The following is a 21,463-nucleotide window of genomic DNA, read 5'->3' as shown; positions in this document are numbered from 1 at the left end:
GTCGGGTCAAGTCGATGCTGAAGCGGCCGGTGATGATCGACCTGCGCAACATCTACAACCCCGAGGACATGGCGAAGGCCGGCTTCACTTACAGCTCCATCGGCCGGCCTGGCAAGTCAGCAACTGCTCTTTGAGTGTCCGCAAAAGCTTTGGCAAAAACTGTCATGCCGTTGATCTTTCCGTCCTCCGTATGTGTACCAGTAATCTGGCAAACATCACTTAGCATGGGCCAGCAGTTCAGCAATAGACTGGTGCAGCTCATTTGGCTGCGCCGGTGCACGGATGTGGCAACGGCGGCAATGTTGGTCAGGCTTCCCGTTTAGAAGATCCGCACGCAGACGGCGCGCCGCCTCGCCATTGAGGATGTCCTCCAGCGACTGCGTGCCGAGCGTGCCGATCGCTGGCCGGTTGCAACATGGCGTCACGGCGCCATTGGTCTGGAACTCCACATATTGCCAGGGATCGAGGCAGAAGCGGGTCATGCCCTCCGGCAGATCACGGATGGTATCGATCTCAGTCATGGAGGCCCGCCCTCTGCATCAGGGGAGTGAGGAAATTACCGGCAACGACTATGCCGACCCCGGCGCGTTTCAGTACATCAAGCGTGCTCCGGATGGACTGCAAGCGCGGAACCAAAGCCTCGACACTCAAGGCATCGAGAGGAGTGACATTGTCGACATCGGGAAGATCAGGATACTTCACGAGATTCCAGAAGGTGACCCCCTTGACGCCGAGATTGATGGCTTCCTCGGCAAGATGCCCGATGTCCGGGGTGTTGAGATCATACAAGCCACAGCTGAGCGCCAGCACCGGCTCAGGCAGACCCAAATGCCCAGCCGCCTGGCGGATGCCGGCGATGTTCTCCTTGATCAGCGTTACACTGGCTTTCCGGCGCAGCGCCTTCAGCAGGTCCGGCTTGAAGGTGTCGATGCTGATCTGAACCGTGTGGAAACGGGCAAGCGTCTCAAGCTCCTCATCCGTGTAATGCCGCGCCAAGTTGGTGATGATGGTCAGCTTCAATCCGGCCTCAAGCAGCCCCCGGCAGAATTCGCCCCACCCCGCCATCGCTGTCGTCTCGCCATGGCCATTGACGGCGACAACGGCGTTGCCCACGAACCCGGGCAACTCCGTCATGAGCCGGTTCAGGATCACCGGCTCCATGTCCTCGCCCTTGTAGAAGGGCTGGGAGACGGCGCAGTAGACACAGCGCAGGTTGCAGCGTGTTGTCAGGTCAACGCGAACATCGCGCAACGGCCCCGGAGCAAGAAGATCGAGCCCCTCCGCTGTCATCAGTGAGTCTTTGCTCATGCCCGCTCCAGTGCAGGGTCAGGGGGTAGCGGCCAGGTGAAGTCGACATGCGTCTGCAGGCCGCGCGTTAGGTTGGGGCTGTAGAAAGGATCGATGAAGCAGTCCGTCTGCCACTTGGCACGAAGAGTGGCCACTTCCTGCTGTTCATGCGCCTGCGCCTCAGGCGAGCGGCTGGTCTGCCGGGTTGCCGACTCGTGATGGTAAAGCAGCGCATGCGGCGTCCACAGGATGCGCCGGCCACGCGCCCGCAGTTTCAGGCAGAAGTCCACATCGTTGAAGGCGACGGAGAAGCGCTCGGCGTCCATGCCGCCAACCGCCAGATACTCATCCCGCCGGCACACCATGCAGGCGGCGGTGACCGCCGAAACAGCCTGCACCACCATCGCCGAATGGAAATAACCGTCCTCATCGCGCGAGAAGGCCCGCTGGGCGGCATCGGCCGCCCCATGCTGGCCGACGAGAACCCCGCCATGCTGGATCATGCCGTCCGGGTAGAGCAGCTTGGCGCCGACCGCCCCGACCTCCGGGCGGATAGCGTGGCCCATCATCTCCTCCAGCCACTCCGGCGTGATCACCTCGACGTCGTTGTTGAGCAGCGCCACATAGGGGCTTGAGATCTCCTCGACCACTGCGTTGTGCATGGCCGCATAGTTGAACGGCTGCGGCCAGCGCCGGACCCAGACGCCGGGTTGTCGGGCCAAGCCCTCCAGATAGGCCAGCGTCGCCGGCTCCCGGCTGTCATTGTCGATGATGACGATGTCGTAGCGCGGGTAGGTGGTCTTGGACAGCACGCTCTCCAGGCAGGCCTTGAGCAGGTCGACCCGGTCGCGCGTCGGAATGATGAGGGTCACCGGAGACGGGGCGGTCGGCAGCCGCCACCGCACCCGCACACGCGCCTCCCCATCCCTTTCGGCATCGGCCGGGGCGCCGATCCGATCCAGATGAGCCTGGACCCGAGCCGCCCGCTTCGTCCCGCCCCTCGGCAGGCGCACCGCAGACCTGAGCCCGCGGTGATACAGCACGAAGGGCAGATGCCTGATCCGTTCCGGCGCCACCGACAGTAGCGCGGTGTCTACCACGGCGTCAGCCCAGGCCCAGGCGTCGACCGGTGTGTCCACCTCAGACACCAAAGCAATCGCTTGGCTCAGGCAGTCGCGGGCGATGGCGCAGGCAAAGCCGACATAGGGGAACGCTTGGTAGCGGTCGGGATCCCAGCCGGGCTTGAAGTGCGGCTGAACCCGCCCGCCATCGGCGCCTTGGCTGTCCTCATCGCTGTAGACCAGGCTGACCCCATCCTCGGCCAGAGCAGCCTGGGCCAGGGGGAGGAAGGCCGGATGGAGTTGAGTGTCGGGCCCCAAGAAGACCACGGCATCGGCGGCACTGCCGGCCACCGTCGCCGCGAAATCGGCCACGCCAACCTCCGGACCCGGCAGCGGGATCACCGCCACGGTCGGCGTTTTGACCTGCCCGCCGACAGCGGCAAGGGCTGCCGCGATTGCCGCCTCATGATGCTCCAGCCATGCGCGGTAGGCCGCTGGATCATTCAGCCGGTTCAGCGGCTCAGCCACCAAAGCCGCCAGCCCCTCCTCTAAGGCCACACCGCGCTCCGTCGCCAGCTGGTCGAGCAGGCGCCGCCGCGTGGTCAGCAGCTCCGCCGGAAGCCGGATCTCCACCGGGCTGCCGACGAGCTGCCGGTCGGTGTTGGCGAAGCGGACCGCGATCCGATGGGGGCGGTTGTCGAACAACGAGGCCGGCAGGGGAAAACGGAAGCCATGGCGGCCACGGCTCGCAAGATGTTGTGCCAAATCCGGTCGGGGCTGATCGCAGCGCACCATGGCAGCATGTTCGCCGTCGATCTCGATCTCGAGAAGGGAAAGGCGGTCGGGAGCATGCTCATCAAACACCCAGCCGCACAGCGCCCCATGCTCGACGCTGTCGATCTGGCCATGGAGATGCTGCGGAAAGAATATCTCGTCCCCATCGCGGGTGAGGGCCGTTCCGTCCTTTCTCACAAGGATGCGGATCAGGTGCGGACGGCCATTCAGCAGCTCCCCGGGCAGCTTGACCGCAAAGCCATGCCGGCCGGAACTCCCCCCCGCAGCCGCCAGCTCGGGGCGGAACAGATCGGCCTGGAACTCGCCCAGAACGCCCTTCTCAGAGGTGAGGACGAGACGCACCGGCTCGTCCGGCGCTTCCGCATCGACGGCCCAGCCCTTGGCGACCCAGCCGATGCCGGGGATCCGCTCAATCGCCTCGAATTTGCCCTGGACTGCCAAGACGACCCTCGTGTCCGGATCAGCCGGTCGCCACCAGCTTCGGGTTCTTCTTCCACTCCTCCATAATGACCTGGGCCTTGTGGCGGTCCTCACTGCTCAGCTGAGTGCCAAGTTCATGGGCCTTGGCTTCCAGCCCGTCGCGCTCGGGTCCGGGCTGGGTCCCGGCGGCGGCCATGATATACCAGACATAGCCCTGGAGCGGGTTGTGGGCCTTGCTGTCGGGATTGGCGTAGAGTGCCCCCAGATTTGACATTGCGCCGGTGTGGCCTTGGGCGGCCGCCTTGCGCAGCCAGTCCACCCCTTCGACCAGTTCGGGCCGGCCGCCCCAGCCATGGATCAGCATCAGCCCCAGATTGACCTGGGCGCCGACATTGCCCTGCATCGCCGCCTTGCGGTACCACACCGCCGCTTCGGCATAATCAGGAGCCCCCGCCAGCCCGTTGGAATGGATCAGACCCAGGTTGAACTGGGCGTTGACATTGCCCTTCTCGGCCGACAGACGGCACCATTTCAAAGTTTCGCGGTAATCCTGGGGCACGCCGTGGCCGCGGGCATAGAGCAGGCCCAGATTGACCTGCGCCACCGGGTGGCCCTGCTCCGCTGCCTGACGGTAGAACTCCGCCGCGCGGACCGGATCGGCCTCCACCCCGGTGCCGTGCTCATAGATGATGGCGAGCGCCAGCTGGGCGTTGGCAAAGCCCTGGTCGGCGGCACGGCCATACCAAGCGACCGCCTGGGCGATGTCGCGCTCCACCCCCTGGCCGTTGGCATAGAGCGAGGCCAGCGCATGCTGGGCCATTGCATAGCCGTTCTCGGCCGAGCGCCGGTACCAGTCGGCGGCGGCGGCAAGGTCCTGCTGCACCCCCTGACCGAAGGCATGGAGCAGACCCATGTGGTGCTGTGCCTCGGCATGGCCGGCCTCGGCAGCCAGTCGGTACCAGTGGAGCGCCTGGGCGATGTCCGGCGCAATCCCCAGCCCGTTGGGATAGAGCAGCGCCAGGTTCGCCTCGGCCGTCGGCGGGCTGGACTTGGACACCGTCTTGTACCAGCGCACCGGCAGGGCGTTGTCCTGCGCCGCCCCTTCGCCGTTGGCGTAGCACAGGGCGAGGGAGAACTGCGCTTCCGTGTGGCCCTGCTCGGCCGCCTTGCGGAACCAGTGGGCGGCGTCGCCGAAATCGCGCACCACCCCCTGGCCGCGGGCATAGAGCTGTCCCATCCGGAACTGCGCCTCGGCATGACCGCGTTCGGCCAGCGGCATCCAGTTGGCCACGGCGCCGGCATGGTCCTCCGCCTCGAAGGCGGCGAGGCCACGCTGGAAGTCCGGCTTGCGGGACGGGGTGGATTTGTTGCGCTTCAGCAGCTTACCGAACACGATCAGGGCTCCCGCAGGCTTTCGTCGAACCCGCGCAGGATGGGACGCAGGAAATAGGTGATGATCCGGCGTTCGCCGACCTTGATGTCGGCGGTCAGCGGCATGCCCGGGATCAGGCGGAAGTTGGACGGCACATTGTCCAGTGTGGTGGTCAGCAGCTTGATCCGCGCCCGGTAGAAGAGCATTCCGTTCGCACTGTCCTTGTTGGAGAAGGAATCCTCGCTGATCGTCGCCACCTCACCCTCCAGCGAGCCGTGCTGCATGTAGGGGTAGGCGTCGAGCTTGACCCGCACCTTGTCGCCGACCTGGACGAAGGCCAGGTCGCGGGCATCGATGTTGGCTTCGACTTCCAGGGGAGCTCCGACCGGCACCAGGGTGAAGAGCGGCTCGGCCTCCTTGGCGATCGAGCCGGGGGCGGCCTTGGGCGAGACCTCCAGCACGATGGCGTCGACCGGCGCGTCGAGCTGGACCAGCGCCTGGCGCTTGCGCGCCTTGGTCAGCTGCTCGCGCAGGGCCTCGCGCTCGTTGCTCTGGGTGGTCAGCTCCTCGATGATTTTGCCGTTCCACTGCTGGATGAAGACGTCACGCTCGGCCAACAGGGCCTGCAGATCGTGGCGGTTGCCCTGCAGCTCGTTCTGGTTCAGGACCAGATTGCGCTCGATGTCGATGCGGTCGCTGGTGGCCTGCAGCAGGTTCAGCTTGCTGCCGACTTGCGTCGCCAGCAGCGTGGAGCGCATGGTCTCGATCTCACGCACCACCTTCAGCCGCTCGTTCAGATGGACGCGGTCCATCTCGTACTTGGTGACGTTGGACTGCAGGCGCGCGAGCTTTTCCTCGTAATTCTGCATCTGCGACTGGTACTGCGCCTGGCGCTCCCGCCACAGCGCCTGCTGCAGCGTGCCATAACCATAGCGGTCCGCGCTCGGCACGAAGGCCTTGCCGTCATGCTCGGCCTCCAGCCGGGCGATCATGGCGTCGGCGTTGGCGAGGCGGGATTCCAGCTGCAGGACGTCGGCTTGGGTGAAGGTCGGGTCCAGCGTCGCCAGCACCTGGCCCTGATGGACGACATCGCCGGCGTGGACCAGCACCTGCTTGATCGCCGCCATCTCCAGCGGCTGCACCATCACATTGGCTTCCGTCGAGACGATCTTGCCCTGGGAAGCGACGATCTTGTCCAGATAGGACAAGGACGCCCAGGTAATCGCCCCGATGACGAACAGCCCCAGCAGATGCAGCGTGACGCGCGCCAGGAAGGGATCGGGGGCGTTCTGGATCGCCTCCGTGTCCTTCTGGAAGGCACCGATCGCCGCCTTCCCACGCGCCTTGGCGCGCTTGTCGAGCGGGGAGGCCGGCGTGCGCGGTGCGGCATCGTTGGCAGGAACACGCGCCGTCTCAATTTTCGCAAGCTTCTGTGCGGTCACGGGACGCGCTCCTAGATGTGCCGGTTCTGCTGGTGCCAGAGATGCTGATAGATGTCGCAGCGCTCCAGCAGTTCGTCATGGCGGCCGCTGTCGACCACCTTGCCGCGGTCCATCACCAGAATGGTGTCGGACGGCACCAGCGACGACAGGCGGTGCGAGATGATGATCATGGTGCGGCCGCGGGCGATGTTCATCAGGTTGGCCTGGACGATCGCCTCGCTCTCGGCATCGAGCGCCGAGGTCGCCTCGTCCATGATCAGGATCTTCGGGTTGGTCAGGAGCGCGCGCGCAATGGCCAGACGCTGGCGCTGGCCGCCGGACAGGTTGGACGAGCCTTCCTCCAGCATGGTGTCCAGGCCCTTGGGCAGCCGCTCGACGAACTCGTCGGCGCCGGCCAGCTGGATGACCTTCAGGATCTCCTCGGTCGTCGCCCCCGGCTTGGCGGCGGAGACGTTCTCGCGGATGGTGCCGGTAAACAGGAAATTGTCCTGCAGCACGACGCCGATCGAGGCGCGCAGATGGTCGAGGTCGTATTCGCGCAAATCGCGGCCGTCGATGCGGATCAGGCCTTCCTGCGCCCGGTGCAGCCCCTGCAGCAGCCTGGTCACAGTGGTCTTGCCTGAACCGGAGCGGCCCATCACGCCGAGGATGGTGCCTTCGGACGCGGTGAAGGACACGCCGTCGAGCGCCGGCTGCGCCGAGGCGGAGTAGCGGAAGCGGACCTCCTGGAACTCCACCGTGCCGCGCAAGGGCGTGCGCAGACCCCGGCCGGTGCGGCCCTCTTCGGGCGCATGGTTCATGATCGTGCCCAGCATCTGGACCGAGATCGACACCTCCTGGAACTGCTGCACCAGCTGGGCCATCTGCAAAAGCGGCTGGGTGACGCGGCCAGCCAGGATATAAAAGGCGATCAGGGCACCCATCATCATGTCGCCGTTCAGCGCCAGATAGGTGCCCAAGCCCAGCAGGCAGGCCATCATCAGCTGGTTGAGCGGCTGGGCGATGGTCTGGCCGATGATCATGATGCGGCCGACGTCGAAACGCTGTTCGGCGGCGCGGGCGACGCGGTGGTCCCATTCCAGCTTTTGGCGGCCGTCGAGCGCCAGCGACTTCACCGTGCGCATGCCGTGGATGTTCTCGATCAGGAAGGACTGCTGGCGCACCTCGGCCTGATAGAGATCCTTCAGCCGGCCTTTGATCAGCGGGATCATGATGCCGATGTTGATCGCCATCAGCACAGAGAAGGCCAGGACCAGGAAAGTCAGCGGCACGCTGTACATGAACATGATCGGCAGGAAGATGACCAGCGACACCGTGTCCAGCAGCGTCATGAAGAGCTGGCCGGTGAGGAAGTTGCGGATGCGCTCCGCCTGCTGGGCATTCTTGACGATCTCGCCCGAGGACACCCGCTCGAAATAATGCATCGGCAGGCCGACGAGCTTGTTGAAGACCTGAACGTTCATCTTCGCGTCGATCTTCTTCGTCGCGTAGAGCATCAGGTACTGGCGCAGATAGGAGAAGGCCGCCTCGAACAGGATGACGCCGACCATGCCGATCATCAGCACGCCCAGCGTGCCCAGGCTGCGGTGGACCAGCACGCGGTCGATCACCAGCTGGAAGAAGATCGGCACGGCGAGCGCGAACAGGCTCATCAGGATCGCCGCGATGCCGATGTCGCGGAAGATGCGCTTGTGGCGCAGGATCTCCACCAGGAACCACTTAATGCCGAAGGGCTGCTCGGCGTCGGTCAGGGCGAAGTCACGCTTCAGCAGCACCACCTCGCCAGCCCAGGCCTGGCTCAGGCGGATGCGGTCGACCGGCAGGATCAGTTCCTGGCCGGCCAGCGGATCCTGCAGGATGGCGACGTCGGTGTCGCCCTGCTTGCCGAAGCCGACCACCACCATCGAATTGCCGTTGCGCAGGCGCAAGATGGCGGGAAAGGCGTCCTGGAGCTTGCCCAGATCCTCCCACTCCAGCGTCGTCGCTTCGGCCTTCAGGCCGATCGACTTGGCCACCCGCAGCAGACGGGCGGTGTCCAGCTCCTCGTTGCCAATGACATTGCTGTGCTGAAGCCGCTCGGCCGAGACGTCGAGGCCGCGCTGACGCGCGACGACGGCCAGGGAATGCAGCCCGGTGTGGGCGCAGGGGACTTCCGCAGCGAGGGTCATGGGAACCGCCGTAAAGGATGGGAAATGCGTCGCGAAAGCAAGGTCTTCATACCGTTCGGTCACCCGGTCTCGATCGACCATGCGCTCCTTAGGATCCCGGGGCGCGACGAAGCATGGTTTATGCCCGCCACTTGCAGGCGATGGATATCCACGCGATTCCGTTGAGATAGCAGAAGAGGCCCAACAGCGGCAAGCCATCTGTCCCAGAGGCATCCGCCATCCATCATATGTCCCCACCCCCCTGTGTCTGTTTCAGCACATCCCACTCTTAGGGTGAGATGCCGCTTGCGGACAACGCACGGTCGTTGCTATCGACCAGTGACGGCCCTTCTGCCGACGAAGACCAAAAAGCCAAGCGGGCAGCCCGATGAAAAAGCCTTCACGCAAGCAGGCCAAGGCCAAGCGCCCAGTCAGTCCGCCCCCCCTCCTGCGGAGCACAGGGCCGGCGGCCTCAACGGCAGATGCTGGCTTTGCCCGGGCGCTGACCCTGCACCGGGAGGGCCGGATCGCCGAGGCGGAGGCCGGATACCGCGCCGTGCTGGCCGCCGATCCGGGCCATCCCAACGCCAACAACAACCTCGCCATCATCCTGCGCGCCCGCGGCGACTGGGAGGAGGCGCTCGGCTGCTACCGCCGGGCGCTCGCCCGCAACGCCACCGACCCCTTCGTCCACAGCAACCACGGCTGTCTGCTGCTGGACATGGGCCGTCCCGCGGAGGCGGAAGCGGCGCTGCGCACCGCCGTCCGGCTGAAGCCCGACTATGCCGAGGCCCATTTCAACCTGGCCAACATCCTGCGCACCCTTGGCGACCGCGGGGCGGCCAAGGCCGCCTACAGCGAAGCGCTGCGCCTGAAGCCGGACATGGCGTCGGCGCTGTGCAACCTGGGCGACCTGCACAAGGGAGCGGTCGAACTCAGCAAGGCCGTCGAGTGCTTCGTCGCCGCGCTGAAGGCGGACCCGAAATCGGCCGAGGCCTGGAACAACCTGGGCGAAACGCTGAAGGAAATGGGCCGCATCGAGGAGGCGATCACCGTCTTCCAGAAGGGGCTGGAAGCGCATCCCGCCCACGCCCTGATGCATTCCAACCTGCTGCTGGCCCTGCACTACACCCCGGCCGTCCCGCCTGAGACCATTTTCAAGGCTCATGCGGCGTGGGCGCAGCGCCATGCCGACCCGCTGCTGCCCGCCGGCAAGCGCCACGCCAACCCGCGCGCCCCCCAGCGCCGCCTGCGCGTCGGCTATGTCTCGCCCGACTTCTGCGCCCATTCCGTCGCCTTCTTCGCCGAGCCGCTGATCCGCGAGCATGACCGCGGGCTCTTCGAGGTGATCTGCTATCACGCCGCCGCAAGATCGGACGTGGTCACCGAACGGCTGAAGGGGCTGGCCGACGGCTGGCGCTCGCTGGTCGGGCTGGACGACGCCCGCGCCGCGGCGCTGATCGAGCAGGACGGCATCGACATTCTGGTCGATCTGACCGGCCACACCGCCAACAACCGCCTGACCCTGTTCGCCCGCAAGCCGGCGCCGGTGCAGGTGACGTGGCTGGGCTATCCCAACACCACCGGCATGCACGCCATCGACTGGCGCCTCAGCGACGCCATCGCCGAACCGCCGGGCGAGGCCGATCGGCTGAGCGCCGAGCGCATCGCCCGTCTGCCCAACGGCTTCCACAGCTACCGCCCGCCGGTGGACGTCGCCCCGCCGGCCGCGCCGCCGCTGCGCGCCAACGGCCATGTCACCTTCGGCTCCTTCAACAACACCTCCAAGGTGACAGGCGAGGTGGTGCGGGTGTGGTCGGAGATCCTGAAGCGGGTGCCGAACTCCCGCCTGATCGTCAAGAGCGCCCAAATGGGCGACGAAGAAACACGCCGGCGCTATCTCAACACCTTCGTCCAGTTCGGGATCGACGCCGGCCGGGTCGAGCTGCTGGCCCGCATCGACGCCGCCGACGGACATCTGCGCGCCTACGACCGCATCGACATCGGGCTGGATCCCTTCCCCTACAACGGCACCACCACCACCTGCGAGGCCTTGTGGATGGGGGTGCCGGTGGTGACGTGGACGGGCGCCAGCCATGTCGCCCGCGTCGGCGCCAGCCTGCTGACCCATTGCGGCTTGAGCGAGCTGGTGGCTGCAGACGAGGCGGGCTATATCGCCACCGCGGTCGCGCTTGCCGGCGACCCAGAGCGCTTGGACCGGTTGCGCCGGACCATGCGCGACCGGCTGAACGCCGCCCCGCTGACCAACTACACCGGCTTCGCCCGCGATGTCGAAGCGGCCTACCGCGCCATGTGGCAGGACTGGGTGGCCAGCAGCGCGCCACCCCTGGGGTGACGCCGTCAAACGGGGAAATGCCACGGCCGACGTCCTCTCACATCTGAACAACCCTCACCTCCCGCAGAGCCCCGCACCTGTGCTGCATGGCGTCCATGCGCGCCGGTGCCGCAGGTACCAAACGGCGCTTCCGATTCTCTATGGAAATCGCAATACGCCAGGTGGCGGAGACGATGATCAGTGCAGACGGTCCGGCAACGCAGAACATGTCCGTTTGAGAAAAACAGCAGACAAGGAGGGGTATGGTGAATTTTGGATGCACACCTCCTTCAATTCTTAGAAACATCTGTGGATCTTGCGAGAAATTTGCACCGCCATCCTTGGCCGCTATACTGTATATTGTCCTCTGGATCATTCTGTATGAAACAGCGCATGTCTTCGACATCGCTCATTCTGCGAGTGCATGGTATCCTGGTCCGGGATTGACCATGGCATTCTGCGCGGCGTACGGACCGTCCTATTTTCCCGCGGTGATCCTCGGCGCCTTTCTCTATGACAACAGTTTCACCATTCTGGATATTTCCAGCGGCTTGCGGCATGTCATTGTATATGGATCTGCCGGCTTCCTGTTAAGACGCTTCATATTTCCCAATACTTTCTTGATCAGCAAACGCCACGTAAAAATTTTTCTCTCCATATCCTGTTTATCGACCTTCCTCTCATCGGCAATCGCAGGGTTGATATTTCAAAGTTATTGGGCAAATTCCACTTTTGCTGATATCTTAATCTCCTTCTGGATTGGCGATCTAGCCGGAATTCTCCTTGCCGGTCCAATTTTCCTCATCCTATTTTCTTGGCTTCGCACACGGTCATTGGCAGGGGCCGGCGGCTGGGTGCCGCAGATGTCGGGGCCCACTGCCTTGGGCGTGGCCTCCATCATCGCCTTCGCCATCCTGGCCTTTTGCGTCGACGCCTCCCTCGGCACCAACGGCAAGGCCTGGTTTGTCGTGCTCTTTCCCGTCGTCTCGATGGTTCTGCGCGTCGGGTTTGGCAGTGCGGTCGCCGCCATCATCGTGGTGAACATCACCGCCGTCTTGCTGTTCAAAACGCTTGGGCATGTTGGTGATCCTGCACAATTGCAGGTCCTGCTGATCATGATCGACATCGCGGCCTTGCTGATCGGCGCCACGATCAGCGAACAGACCGCCACCGAGCAGGGATTGCGGGTGAGCGAGCGGCGCCACCGCGAAGTGGCCGCTGCGGTTCACGCCAGTCCTGTTGGAACCACCATCGTCGATGCCACCGCTCCTGATTTGCCGATTGTGTTCGCCAATGACGCCTTTTGCCGGATGGTCGGGCAGGATCCCGACAGGGTGCACCATCTCCGCCTTCTCGACCTCCTGGCCCCTGGGTCGCATCAGCAGGTCGAGGAGCTTCATCGGGTCGTTGACAAGATGGAGCGCTCCCACTGCGAGGTCACCATCAAGGATGCGCAAGGCAGCCTGATCCACGATCGCCTGACCCTCGCGCCAATCCCGGACAGCCAGCCCGGGATGGTCTCCTATCTCGTCCTTCATGAGGATGTGGCGGCAACGAGAAACCGCGAGCGGCTGGAACGGGAACGGGAAAAGCTGGTTGCGCTCGGCCAACTGGCCGGTGGCGTTGCCCATGAGATCAACAATCTGCTCCACCCCATGATCAACCTTGCGGCCGAGGCTGAGCATCTGTGGAGGCAGGATGGGCAGGATGCACGCCCTCACCTGCGGATGATCCGCTCCTGCGGCGCAAAAGCCGCCGAGATCGTGCGCAAGGTTCTGGGATTCGCGCGCCAAGGGAGCGGTCCGCGCGTGGCGTTGGATTTCGCCGATGCCATTCTTGCCGCCGTCGACTTCAACCGGCGCAGCCTTCCGCCAAGCCTCGCAATCCAGACCCGGCTCGATGCCGGCGGCCTGATCCTGGCCTCGGCCACCGAGGTGTCGCAGGTGCTGACCAACCTGTTGCTGAACGCCTCCCAGGCAACAGACGGACGAGGAACGATCATGGTTGACCTCGACCGCGACGAGGCGGCGTCCGCCTCAGCGGCTTTCCGTCTGAGCGTCACCGACAATGGCAGCGGTATGGACGAGGCGGTGCGCGCCCGGATCTTCGAACCCTTCTTCACCACCAAACCGATTGGAAGCGGCACCGGATTGGGGTTGTCGGTGGTTTATGGCATCGTTAAGGATTGGGGAGGAACCATCGACGTGCAGACCGCTCCTGGCAAAGGAACGTGTTTCACCATCACCGTGCCAGAGGCCGGGTCCGACAGATGAGAGGGGTCTTGATGCGTCGCATTCTTCTTGTGGATGATGTCGAAGAGGTCCGCTTTTCTATCGCAAGCACCCTCCAGCGGCACGGCTTTCATGTCACCGAGGCCTGCAATGGTTTGGAGGCTCTCGAGCGGATGAGCGAGGCCAGTTTTGATGCCGTGGTTACGGATGTCTGGATGCCGAAAACGGATGGGCTTGAGCTGTTGAGAGCGATCAAGACGATGGAAAATGGCCCGGTCGTTGTTGCCATTTCTGGGGGAGCGCCCAAAGCATCAATTGAGTTCTCGGTTGCGCTGGCCGACGCATGGGCGGCAGATGCCGTGTTCATCAAGCCGTTCGACAATGACGAACTGGCCGACAAACTGCGCAGCTTACTGGTTCATTGATCATTTTCAGGACTGTCCACCGCGTCATTCACAGCCTCGGTGTTCACCATGCCCTGAATGACCGACTGTAAGGCAAAAGCCAGTGATGCCAGATGGTCCGGCGTCACCTTGGCGAGCAGGGCCTCCAGATCGTTTCGCGGATCACGTCGCAACAACGCCTGTCCCTTTGGCGTCAGTTCGATCAAATCAGACCGCCCGTCATGTGGATTGGGCTTTCGCGTCACCAGCCCTTTCTCGACCAGCGCCCGCACCGTTCGTGCAACCGGGCTCATCGCCATATTCTGGTAGCGCATCAGCCCTGCCGCCGTGCGCGTCTGTGGCGTCGCCTCGGCAAAATAGCGCAATGCCGTCCACTGTGCCGGATAGAGGCCTTCGCTGTGCCCCGCCCCATGAATAAGCCGCGCGGCTTGTTCAAGCAGACTGGCCACCCCTTTTACTCGAACGCGTCGGGGCATGCCGATTGGGCCTTTTTCCTGTCATGCGTCCAGTGACCTTGGCAAAGCCGACAGCCTTGCGCAATGGGAACAATCTGCCGGCGGCTCCAGGAATAAAGTGCACAGTGATCACTTTATTGCCGGGGTGATTGAACGTTCCTCCTGATCCATCAGCCTGTTGGCGGCAGGGTTGTCTCTGGCATAGCGGCTGCATAGTGACCACAGATCACTAAAGACCGGCAGGTGCGCTCCCCCGGCCGGTGCGCTGTGCAAGGGACACAAAACAGCCATGAGTTTCGCAGACGTCCAGCTTTCCGGTGGCATCCGCAGCACTGTCCTCACGCTTCAGGGGCTGCAGGGCAAAATGGCACTGACCCAGCGGCATCTGGCAACCGGGTTGCGGGTCGCTGACGCGTTGGACAACCCTCCTGCCTATTTTGCCGCAAAAGGACTGAACAACCGCGCCAATGATCTGATGTCGCTGAAAGATGCCATGGGACAGGCGGTGAGCGCGGCAACCGGCGCCACCAAGACAATTGACCATATGGAAGAGCTGGTCCAGCAGGCCCGCGGGCTGACCACCGCCGCCTTTGCCGCGCTCGGCAGCGATCCTGCGTCGGTGATGACCCGCGGCGCCCTCGCCAAGCAGTTCGATGCGCTTCTCGACCAGATCGACAGGCTGGCCGGCGACAGCGACTATGGGGGCAGGAACCTGCTGGCGGGAAATGGTCACCGCCTGGATGCCACGCCTGCCTCCCGGATGGCGGTGAATTCCATCAACGGGATCGACAACACCAGGGTTACCACTGTCATATCGCCCGACAGCTATCAGGTCCGGGTGAGCGGCGACAGCACGATCAGCGGTCAAGCGGCCGATGTTGCACGGGCCGAAGCCGAACGCGGCATTTCCGATCTTGATGTGTCGGGCTTCATGCTGCGCCAGCGGGGGACCCTCGACGATGTCACGATCAGCGTGACCGGTGCACCTGGACGCGACCGGACCTTCCAGATCAGCTGCGGTGATCAGACGCTGACACAGACCTTCACCCGCGACGCTTGGGAAACGGCCAAGGCCCGTCACGAAACGCTGCGCTTCAATGAGGTCTTTCCGTCCGGCGTTCAGGTGAAATTCACCATCGATCTTGATGCCATGGACGCCCTGCAGCCGTCCGGCGGAGTCGGGACATCGGTGATCGAGCGCAACACCGACCTTCGGATCACGACGACCAGCATGACCGGCGCCACAGAGGTGCGGGACGCGGCAAACCAGCGTGGCGCCGGGAAGCTGTCCGCTGGCGAGAACGACTTTCCCTTCGACAGCGGGACCCTTCGCCTGACTGTTGCCCCCGCACAGCTGATGGAGGCGGCCGCCTTCCCGGACCGGGCCGGGTTGATCCGCGGCGGACAGGCCCCGGCGGTCGGCTCCGTCGGCCCGGTGACCGGACAGACCGTTGATGCCGATTACACGCTCAAGATCCTCAACAACGAAACTGCTGGAGAAGCCGCCCTGTCGCTGGTGCTGACCAGCAGCACCGGCGGGCAATCCTCTCCCATCCTCATCGATCGCACCACCAAGCCGGGGCCAGTAACCTTCGACTTTGGCGGCGGCCATACCGCCACCATGGACATCGATCCGGCGAAGCTGAGCCACACCAACCAGGAAAACATCCAAACACCGCTCTATGTCTCGGCGGCGGCGGCATCCGTCTCAGGAACGCCCGGGATGGGAACCCAGTACTACCGTGTGACCACAGGACAGCTCGGCAGCGCCCAGGACCCGAACCCGCCCAACGCCTGGACCTACAAGACCGTAGCGGTCGAGCACTCGCTCGATGGCGTCACCTGGTCGGCCCTGGCAAGCGGAACCGTTCCCGATGCCGGCGGGACCCTCACGTCCGGCGCTGTCAGCTTCGGCATCAATGGCAAAGGCGGGGTGATGGACCGCATGAAGGTGGACGTGTCCTCCGATCCGCGGGGCTTCCCCAACCCGCCCACGGTCCGGGTGGCCTATCTCGCAGCGGCTGACGGCACCCTTCCGACACCCGCCATCGACGGCTTCGATCCAATGACCGGGATCGGCCAGGTCGCCTCCATCAGCGATCAGACCCATGCCGCCTTTTCCGGCATCCAGCAAAACACCCGCATGAAGGTCATCACCGGCATCCCCGATCCCCTGAGCGGAACCAAGACGGTGACGGTCGAATGCTACGCCCCGGACGGCACGCTGACCGAAACGGCATCCGCCAGCATTCCCAACGCCGGCCAGAGCGATGTGCCCCTCACCTTGCTGGGAAACGGGGCGAGTGCGTCCAAAAATGCTGGCGCCACAATCCGCATGGATTTCTCAGCCGGCAGCGGCGTCAACGAGTTTCATCTGGCCACAGACACGCCGACCATCGTGAAGGACACCGACCCGTCCGTGGTCCCGGCAGCGGTCGGCCTCTCCAGCGGCGCCGCGTCGGAGTTCGCAGGGTGGTCCTTGAAACACAACACATTGACGGTGAGCGTCGGCGACAACGACAGCGCAGCCCCCGGCTTCAAGACCGTTGCCTTCAGCGACGGGATGGGCGCCACGATCACCACCCGGGTGCCGAATGCCGGCCAGGCCGGCGTCGCGTTCAAACTGGGCGGGTCCGGTCCCAATGCCGGCGCCACCGGACAGGTGGACATCGCCAGCAACCCCTACGCTCCGGTCGGCGGAACCGCCCTGTTCCGCATCGACGCGCCGCTGACCGAAAAGGCCGGTTTGCAACCGCAAACCAGCATGGGGGTTTCCTCCTTCGACACGCTCGATAACCGCAAAATCAGCGGCTTCAAAGGCAGCTCGACGGCGTTGACGGTGCAGGTCGATGCTCCTGACAGTGCCGGTCCTGGAGTGCGCTACGCCTCCTTGATGGACGATCAAGGCGGTCTTTCGATGGTCAAGGTGCCGAACACCGGCCAAAGCGACGTTTCCTTCACCCTGGAGGGCACAGGGCCCAACGTCGGCGCCACCGCACGTCTGGACATCACCGGCCGGACCGGGCGCGACACATACCGGCTGTTCACCCCCGCCCTGGAGCCGAAGGATACGGTGCGCTTCACCTATCGCGCGGCCAACACCCCCGACCGTCCTGCCGCGGTCGTGACCACGCTGCAGGTGAGCGCTCCGTCCAATGCCAATGACATCACCGTTGCCTTCAACACGGATCAGTCTGATCGCCTTGTGATCGAAAGCCAGAACCTGACGACGGATGGGCAGGGGCTGCGGCTGGATCGGACACAAAACGGCTGGATGGACCGCACCGACATCGATCGGGCGATGAGCGGCCTCGACAGAGCTCAGGCGACGCTGCGCAGCGCCGCCCAAAGGCTGAGCACCACCCTCAACATCATCACCACGCGGGACGTCTTCAGCAAAAGCCTTTCGGATATCTGCATCGACGGCGCCAACAAGCTGACACTGGCCGACCAGAACGAAGAGGGCACCACAATGCTGATGCTGCAAACCCGCCAGCAACTCGCCACCACCAGTCTCAGCCTTGCCAGCAAAAGCCAGCAATCCATTCTGACCCTGTTCGGGTAAGCCCGATCAAGGACACGCGTCCCGCATTCTCCTTGCAAAGGCCCATCCGCAAAAAGGGAGCGGTCCCATGGCGAGGCCGATCGCCGATCCCGGCCGGGCAGCGGGAGGAATGGGTTGCATATAGTGATCACTGGTCTCTATAGTGCCGAGCGCTGCCGGTTCGCAGAAGGAAATCCTATGCTGGTCAGAGTATCCGAGCGGATATCTCAGCCACGCCTCGTCGAGCTTTTGGAGAGTCACCTCTTGTTCTTGAAAAAGGCAAAGGGGGGACAGCGGCTCAGTCTTGCCATGAAGCGAGCCGACCGCCTTGAATTCTCGGGCCGGCTGCTGATGGGGGCGGAGATGACCGGTGCCATGCTCGATGGCAGCCGCTTCGTTCGTGCCAATCTGGCCGAGGTCAATCTGTTTGGCGCAAGCATGATCAACTGCGACCTGCGCCATGCCAAGCTGGAGAAGGCGGACCTTCGGGGGGCCCGTCTGCGAAGCGCCAACTTGTCGGAAGCGATCCTCGATTTTGCTGATTTCCGGGAGGGGGTCCTGCTCACCAAGCAGGGCTCCGAGCTGACGCGGGCGTGGTCTGAGGACGGCACCACCCGGATGGCCGGGGCGATGTTTCGCAATGTTCAGGCAAAAGGAGCCCGTTTTTCCAAAAGCATCAGCGCTGGAACCGATCTCAGCAACGCGAACTTCTCAAACGCAAGGCTCAACGGCGCCGACTTTGCCGGCAGCATCCTGCGCAAGGTGAACTTCACTGGCGCTGACTTGTCCAATTGCAGCTTCGTCGGCGCGAACCTGCAAGGCGCGTTGCTGGTGAACGCAATACTCGACGGGGCGGTCTTCGCCGATGCTGACCTCACCACCACCGTTATCGCCCAAGGCGCGATGATGAAGGCCGATGTGCGCAAGGCCCGCCTGCCGCGTGGGCTGGAGTCTCTGGAGCAGTCGATCCAGGAGATCATCCGATCCCATGCCAGATGGGTCGCCTCCTTAGGAGCAGACGGCGCCCAGGCCGATCTGTCCAGGGTCGATCTGCGCGACGTGGACCTCGCGGGGACGGATTTTTCGGCCGCCAACTTCCAGTCCGCGATGCTGATGGACAGCCGCCTGCACGGCTGCTGCTTCACCATGGCGGATTTGTCCTATGCCAATCTCATGCAGGCAGAGCTTGCCGATGCCGTGTGCCGGGGAGCCAACCTCAAGGGCGGCGCAACCTTGCGAAACGCGACGCTTGCACAGATCGACTGTTCTCCGATGGTGATCACCACCGGCCTCACCACACGGGATTGGCCGACAAACTTCGCCGAAGCCGATCTTGGCGACGCCAACCTGTCCGGTGGAAATTTCCGCATGGCGACCTTTGCACAGGCCGATCTTCAAGGTGCCGATCTTCGAGGCTGCACTCTGTGCGGGGCCATCTTCACCGATGCCGATCTCACCGGCGCCGACCTGCGAGGCGCTGACCTCACCGGTGCCGACTTCCGCGGGGCGATTGGCGTCAAACGGTAGCGGAATATCGGCATGCGGAGGCTGGGTGGCTGCTGGTCTGACGAAGGCAGCAGACGGTCCGGCAGTGTGGCCTGGGCCGCCACTTGGACACGCGCTCACCCCCCCCGCAGAGCGCCGCGGTCGACGGTTTCCAGAAACCAGCGGTAGGTGGCGGCGAAGCCGTCGCGCAAGCCCGTGGGGGCGGTCCAGCCCATCTCTCTCATCCGGCTGACGTCCATCAGCTTGCGCGGGCTGCCGTCCGGCTTGGAGCTGTCGTAGCGGAACTCGCCCTCATAGCCGACGACGTCGCGGATCAGCTCGGCCAACTCGCGGATCGACACCTCAATGCCGGTGCCGACATTGACGTGCGGCTCGTCCGAATACTGCCGGGCCAGGAAGACCAGGCCGTCGGCCAGATCGTCGGCAAACAGGAATTCGCGCTTGGGCGCGCCCGTCCCCCACAGCTCGACGAAGGGCTGGCCCTCCACCTTGGCGCGGTGGATCTTGGCCAGCAGCGCGGCGGCGACATGGCCGCCCTGCAGGTCGAAATTGTCGTTCAGGCCGTAGAGATTGGTCGGCATCGCCGAGATGAAGTCGCAGCCATACTGGCGCCGGTAGGCCTGGCACATCTTGATGCCGGCGATCTTGGCGATGGCGTACCACTCGTTGGTCGGCTCCAGCGGGCCGGTCAGCAGGGAATCCTCGCGCATCGGCTGCGCGGCCAGCCGGGGGTAGATGCAGGACGAGCCGAGGAAGACCAGCTTCTTCACACCGGTCCGGTAGGCGCCATGGATGATGTTGGTCTCGATCGCCAGGTTGTCGTAGAGGAACTCGGCCGGGCGGGTGGAGTTGGCGAGAATGCCGCCGACGGTGGCGGCGGCGACGAAGACCAGCTCCGGCTTGGCTTCGGCCATCCACTCCTCGACCTCCGCCTGGCGGCGCAAATCGACGCGGTCGCGGCCGACGGTGATCAGGTCGCACGGCTCGCGCTCCAACCGGCGGACGATGGCCGCCCCCGCCATGCCGCGGTGCCCCGCCACCCAGACCCGTTTGCCCTCTAGCGAGAAAAGCGATTCCGTCTGCACCCGTGCGCCCCATGCCGCTATGAAAAGCCGTGTGGTGTCGTAGCATCGGGCGGACAGGGAATCCAGCCCGCTCCGCCCGACTTGACAAGCGCCGGCCCGGCGCGGGATCTTCCGGCCCCTTGGCGCCCGCTTGGACTGCCGGACTTGCGCCCAGAATTGGGGTTCCCATCATGATTCCGAACTTGGCTTTCACCTGGCAGCTCACGGAGGTCCACGGCTGGGGGCTGGTGGGTGTCCACACCGCCCTCTACCTCGCCGACCAGGGCCGGCCGCCGCTGCTGCTCGAAAAGCCGCTGATGGGCACCCTGCGTCTGGAAAACCGCGCCAGGCTGCAGCCGCTGGAAGCACCTTATCAGCAGGTCGCCGCCATGGCCGACAACGCCAAGGGGCACATGCTGCTGCTGAAGGAGTTCGACGTCCTGCACGCGCTGGGCAACGGCTTCACTGCCGGCGGCCCGTCGTCGCGCTTCCGCGGCCGGCGCAACATCGGCGTCATCGCCTATGAGGAAACCCGCTTCACGCCCGAGGTGATGGCCCGCGCCCGCCAGTACGACCGCATCGTTGTGCATTCCACCTACAACAAACAGCTTCTGGAGATCTGGGGCTTCGACAATGTCGGCCTCGCCTTCCAGGGCATCGACCCGACCGAGATGGTGGAAGCCGAACCGAGCGGCCGGTTTGGCGACCGCTTCGTGATCTTCTCCGGCGGCAAGCTGGAGTTCCGCAAGGGCCAGGACATCGTGCTGGCCGCCTTCCTGCGCTTCCGTCAGCGCCATCCGGACGCCCTGCTGGTCACCGCCTGGCAGAACGCCTGGCCGGAGGTGGGCATGACCATGGCGGAATCGCCGCTGGCGGCGAAGCCGCCGCGGGTCCTGCCCAACAACATGATCGACGTGAAGAGCTGGGCGATGGAGAACGGTGCCGACGAGGAGGGCTTCGTCGATCTGGGCTTCCTCGGCCGCCACCAGATCGCCGGCGTGCTGGCAGACTGCCACGCCGCCGTCTTTCCCAACCGCTGCGAAGGCGCCACCAACCTCGTCGCCATGGAAGCGATGGCTTGCGGCGTGCCGGTGGTCTTGTCCAACAACACCGGCCACCGCGACCTGCTGAAGAGCCCGACCCAGGGCGGCGATCTGTGCCTGACGCTCGACCACCAGGTTCCGGTCGCCGACCGCGACGGCAGCCGCTTCGGTTGGGGCGAATCCTCGGTCGACGAACTGGTGGAGGCGCTGGAACGGCTTTACACCGACCGTGCCGCCGCCAAGGCGCGGGCTGAGCGCGCCAAGGCCTTTATCCGCACCGAACGCAGTTGGCGCGCCTTCGCCGAGGCGTTCGTCGACGCCACGCAGTGAGGCCGGGGGCGAGGGAGGAAGTCCAGG

General features: G+C 64.5%; 14 protein-coding genes. 6 read left to right on the top strand and 8 right to left on the bottom strand.

Annotated features, from left to right (window positions below; translation table 11 throughout):
- Positions 1–215: 215 nt before the first annotated feature.
- Genes TSH20_RS04795 through TSH20_RS04770 form a run of 6 tightly spaced genes read right to left on the bottom strand, consistent with a single transcriptional unit; the run spans position 216 to position 8,545 of the window.
- Positions 216–521, bottom strand: coding sequence for an SPASM domain-containing protein (locus tag TSH20_RS04795; protein WP_109073667.1), 306 nt, complete (start codon positions 519–521; stop codon positions 216–218).
- Positions 514–1,308, bottom strand: a complete 795-nt coding sequence (locus tag TSH20_RS04790) for a radical SAM protein (RefSeq protein WP_109073666.1) — start codon at positions 1,306–1,308, stop codon at positions 514–516. Before TSH20_RS04790 ends, TSH20_RS04795 begins: the two co-directional genes overlap by 8 nt.
- On the bottom strand, positions 1,305–3,584 hold the full coding sequence (locus TSH20_RS04785) for a glycosyltransferase family 2 protein (protein ID WP_109073665.1): 2,280 nt from the start codon (positions 3,582–3,584) through the stop codon (positions 1,305–1,307). The genes TSH20_RS04790 and TSH20_RS04785 overlap by 4 nt, the downstream gene beginning before the upstream one ends.
- A 19-nt stretch (positions 3,585–3,603) precedes the next feature.
- Positions 3,604–4,956, bottom strand: coding sequence for an SEL1-like repeat protein (locus tag TSH20_RS04780; protein WP_109073664.1), 1,353 nt, complete (start codon positions 4,954–4,956; stop codon positions 3,604–3,606).
- 2 nt (positions 4,957–4,958) lie between these two features.
- Positions 4,959–6,377, bottom strand: coding sequence for an HlyD family type I secretion periplasmic adaptor subunit (locus TSH20_RS04775; protein ID WP_247871549.1), 1,419 nt, complete (start codon positions 6,375–6,377; stop codon positions 4,959–4,961).
- A gap of 11 nt (positions 6,378–6,388) precedes the next feature.
- Positions 6,389–8,545 carry a peptidase domain-containing ABC transporter gene (locus tag TSH20_RS04770; RefSeq protein WP_109073668.1) on the bottom strand — a complete coding sequence of 719 codons (2,157 nt, stop codon included), beginning with the start codon at positions 8,543–8,545 and terminating at the stop codon, positions 6,389–6,391.
- Positions 8,546–8,912: 367 nt separating this feature from the next.
- Here TSH20_RS04770 and TSH20_RS04765 point away from each other — a divergent pair, with 367 nt between their 5' ends.
- The 3 genes from TSH20_RS04765 to TSH20_RS04755 all read left to right on the top strand — a co-directional run bounded on the left by TSH20_RS04765 (position 8,913) and on the right by TSH20_RS04755 (position 13,515).
- Positions 8,913–10,880, top strand: a complete 1,968-nt coding sequence (locus TSH20_RS04765; protein ID WP_109073662.1) for a tetratricopeptide repeat protein — start codon at positions 8,913–8,915, stop codon at positions 10,878–10,880.
- 242 nt (positions 10,881–11,122) lie between these two features.
- Positions 11,123–13,132, top strand: a complete 2,010-nt coding sequence (locus TSH20_RS04760; protein WP_109073661.1) for an ATP-binding protein — start codon at positions 11,123–11,125, stop codon at positions 13,130–13,132.
- 11 nt (positions 13,133–13,143) lie between these two features.
- On the top strand, positions 13,144–13,515 hold the full coding sequence (locus TSH20_RS04755) for a response regulator (protein ID WP_158281949.1): 372 nt from the start codon (positions 13,144–13,146) through the stop codon (positions 13,513–13,515).
- Here TSH20_RS04755 and TSH20_RS04750 read toward each other — a convergent pair.
- Positions 13,509–13,943, bottom strand: coding sequence for a MarR family transcriptional regulator (locus TSH20_RS04750; RefSeq protein ID WP_247871548.1), 435 nt, complete (start codon positions 13,941–13,943; stop codon positions 13,509–13,511). The genes TSH20_RS04755 and TSH20_RS04750 overlap by 7 nt on opposite strands.
- Before the next feature lie 295 nt (positions 13,944–14,238).
- Between TSH20_RS04750 and TSH20_RS04745 the strand changes: the two genes are divergently transcribed.
- Together TSH20_RS04745 and TSH20_RS04740 are read left to right on the top strand one after the other, a co-directional pair.
- Positions 14,239–17,514: a hypothetical protein gene (locus tag TSH20_RS04745; protein ID WP_109073658.1), complete on the top strand. Its 3,276-nt coding sequence runs from the start codon at positions 14,239–14,241 to the stop codon at positions 17,512–17,514.
- A 243-nt stretch (positions 17,515–17,757) separates the two neighbouring features.
- Complete coding sequence (locus TSH20_RS04740) at positions 17,758–19,020, top strand: pentapeptide repeat-containing protein (protein WP_158281948.1); 1,263 nt, start codon at positions 17,758–17,760, stop codon at positions 19,018–19,020.
- Positions 19,021–19,115: 95 nt separating this feature from the next.
- On the opposite strand, the gene TSH20_RS04735 is transcribed toward TSH20_RS04740, so the two are convergent.
- Positions 19,116–20,084 (bottom strand): GDP-L-fucose synthase, encoded by a 969-nt coding sequence (locus tag TSH20_RS04735; protein ID WP_109073656.1) that lies wholly within the window; start codon positions 20,082–20,084, stop codon positions 19,116–19,118.
- A 182-nt stretch (positions 20,085–20,266) separates the two neighbouring features.
- On the opposite strand from TSH20_RS04735, the gene TSH20_RS04730 reads away from it, so the two are divergent.
- Entirely contained in the window at positions 20,267–21,436 is a 1,170-nt protein-coding gene (locus TSH20_RS04730; RefSeq protein ID WP_247871547.1) for a glycosyltransferase family 4 protein, read from the top strand.
- Positions 21,437–21,463: the final 27 nt, after the last annotated feature.

It is taken from the genome of Azospirillum sp. TSH20, from assembly GCF_003115935.1.
In the GTDB taxonomy this organism is placed as follows: Bacteria; Pseudomonadota; Alphaproteobacteria; order Azospirillales; family Azospirillaceae; genus Azospirillum.
The sequence above is the reverse complement of the archived record's forward strand: the minus strand, read 5'-3'. Positions and strand labels throughout refer to the sequence as shown.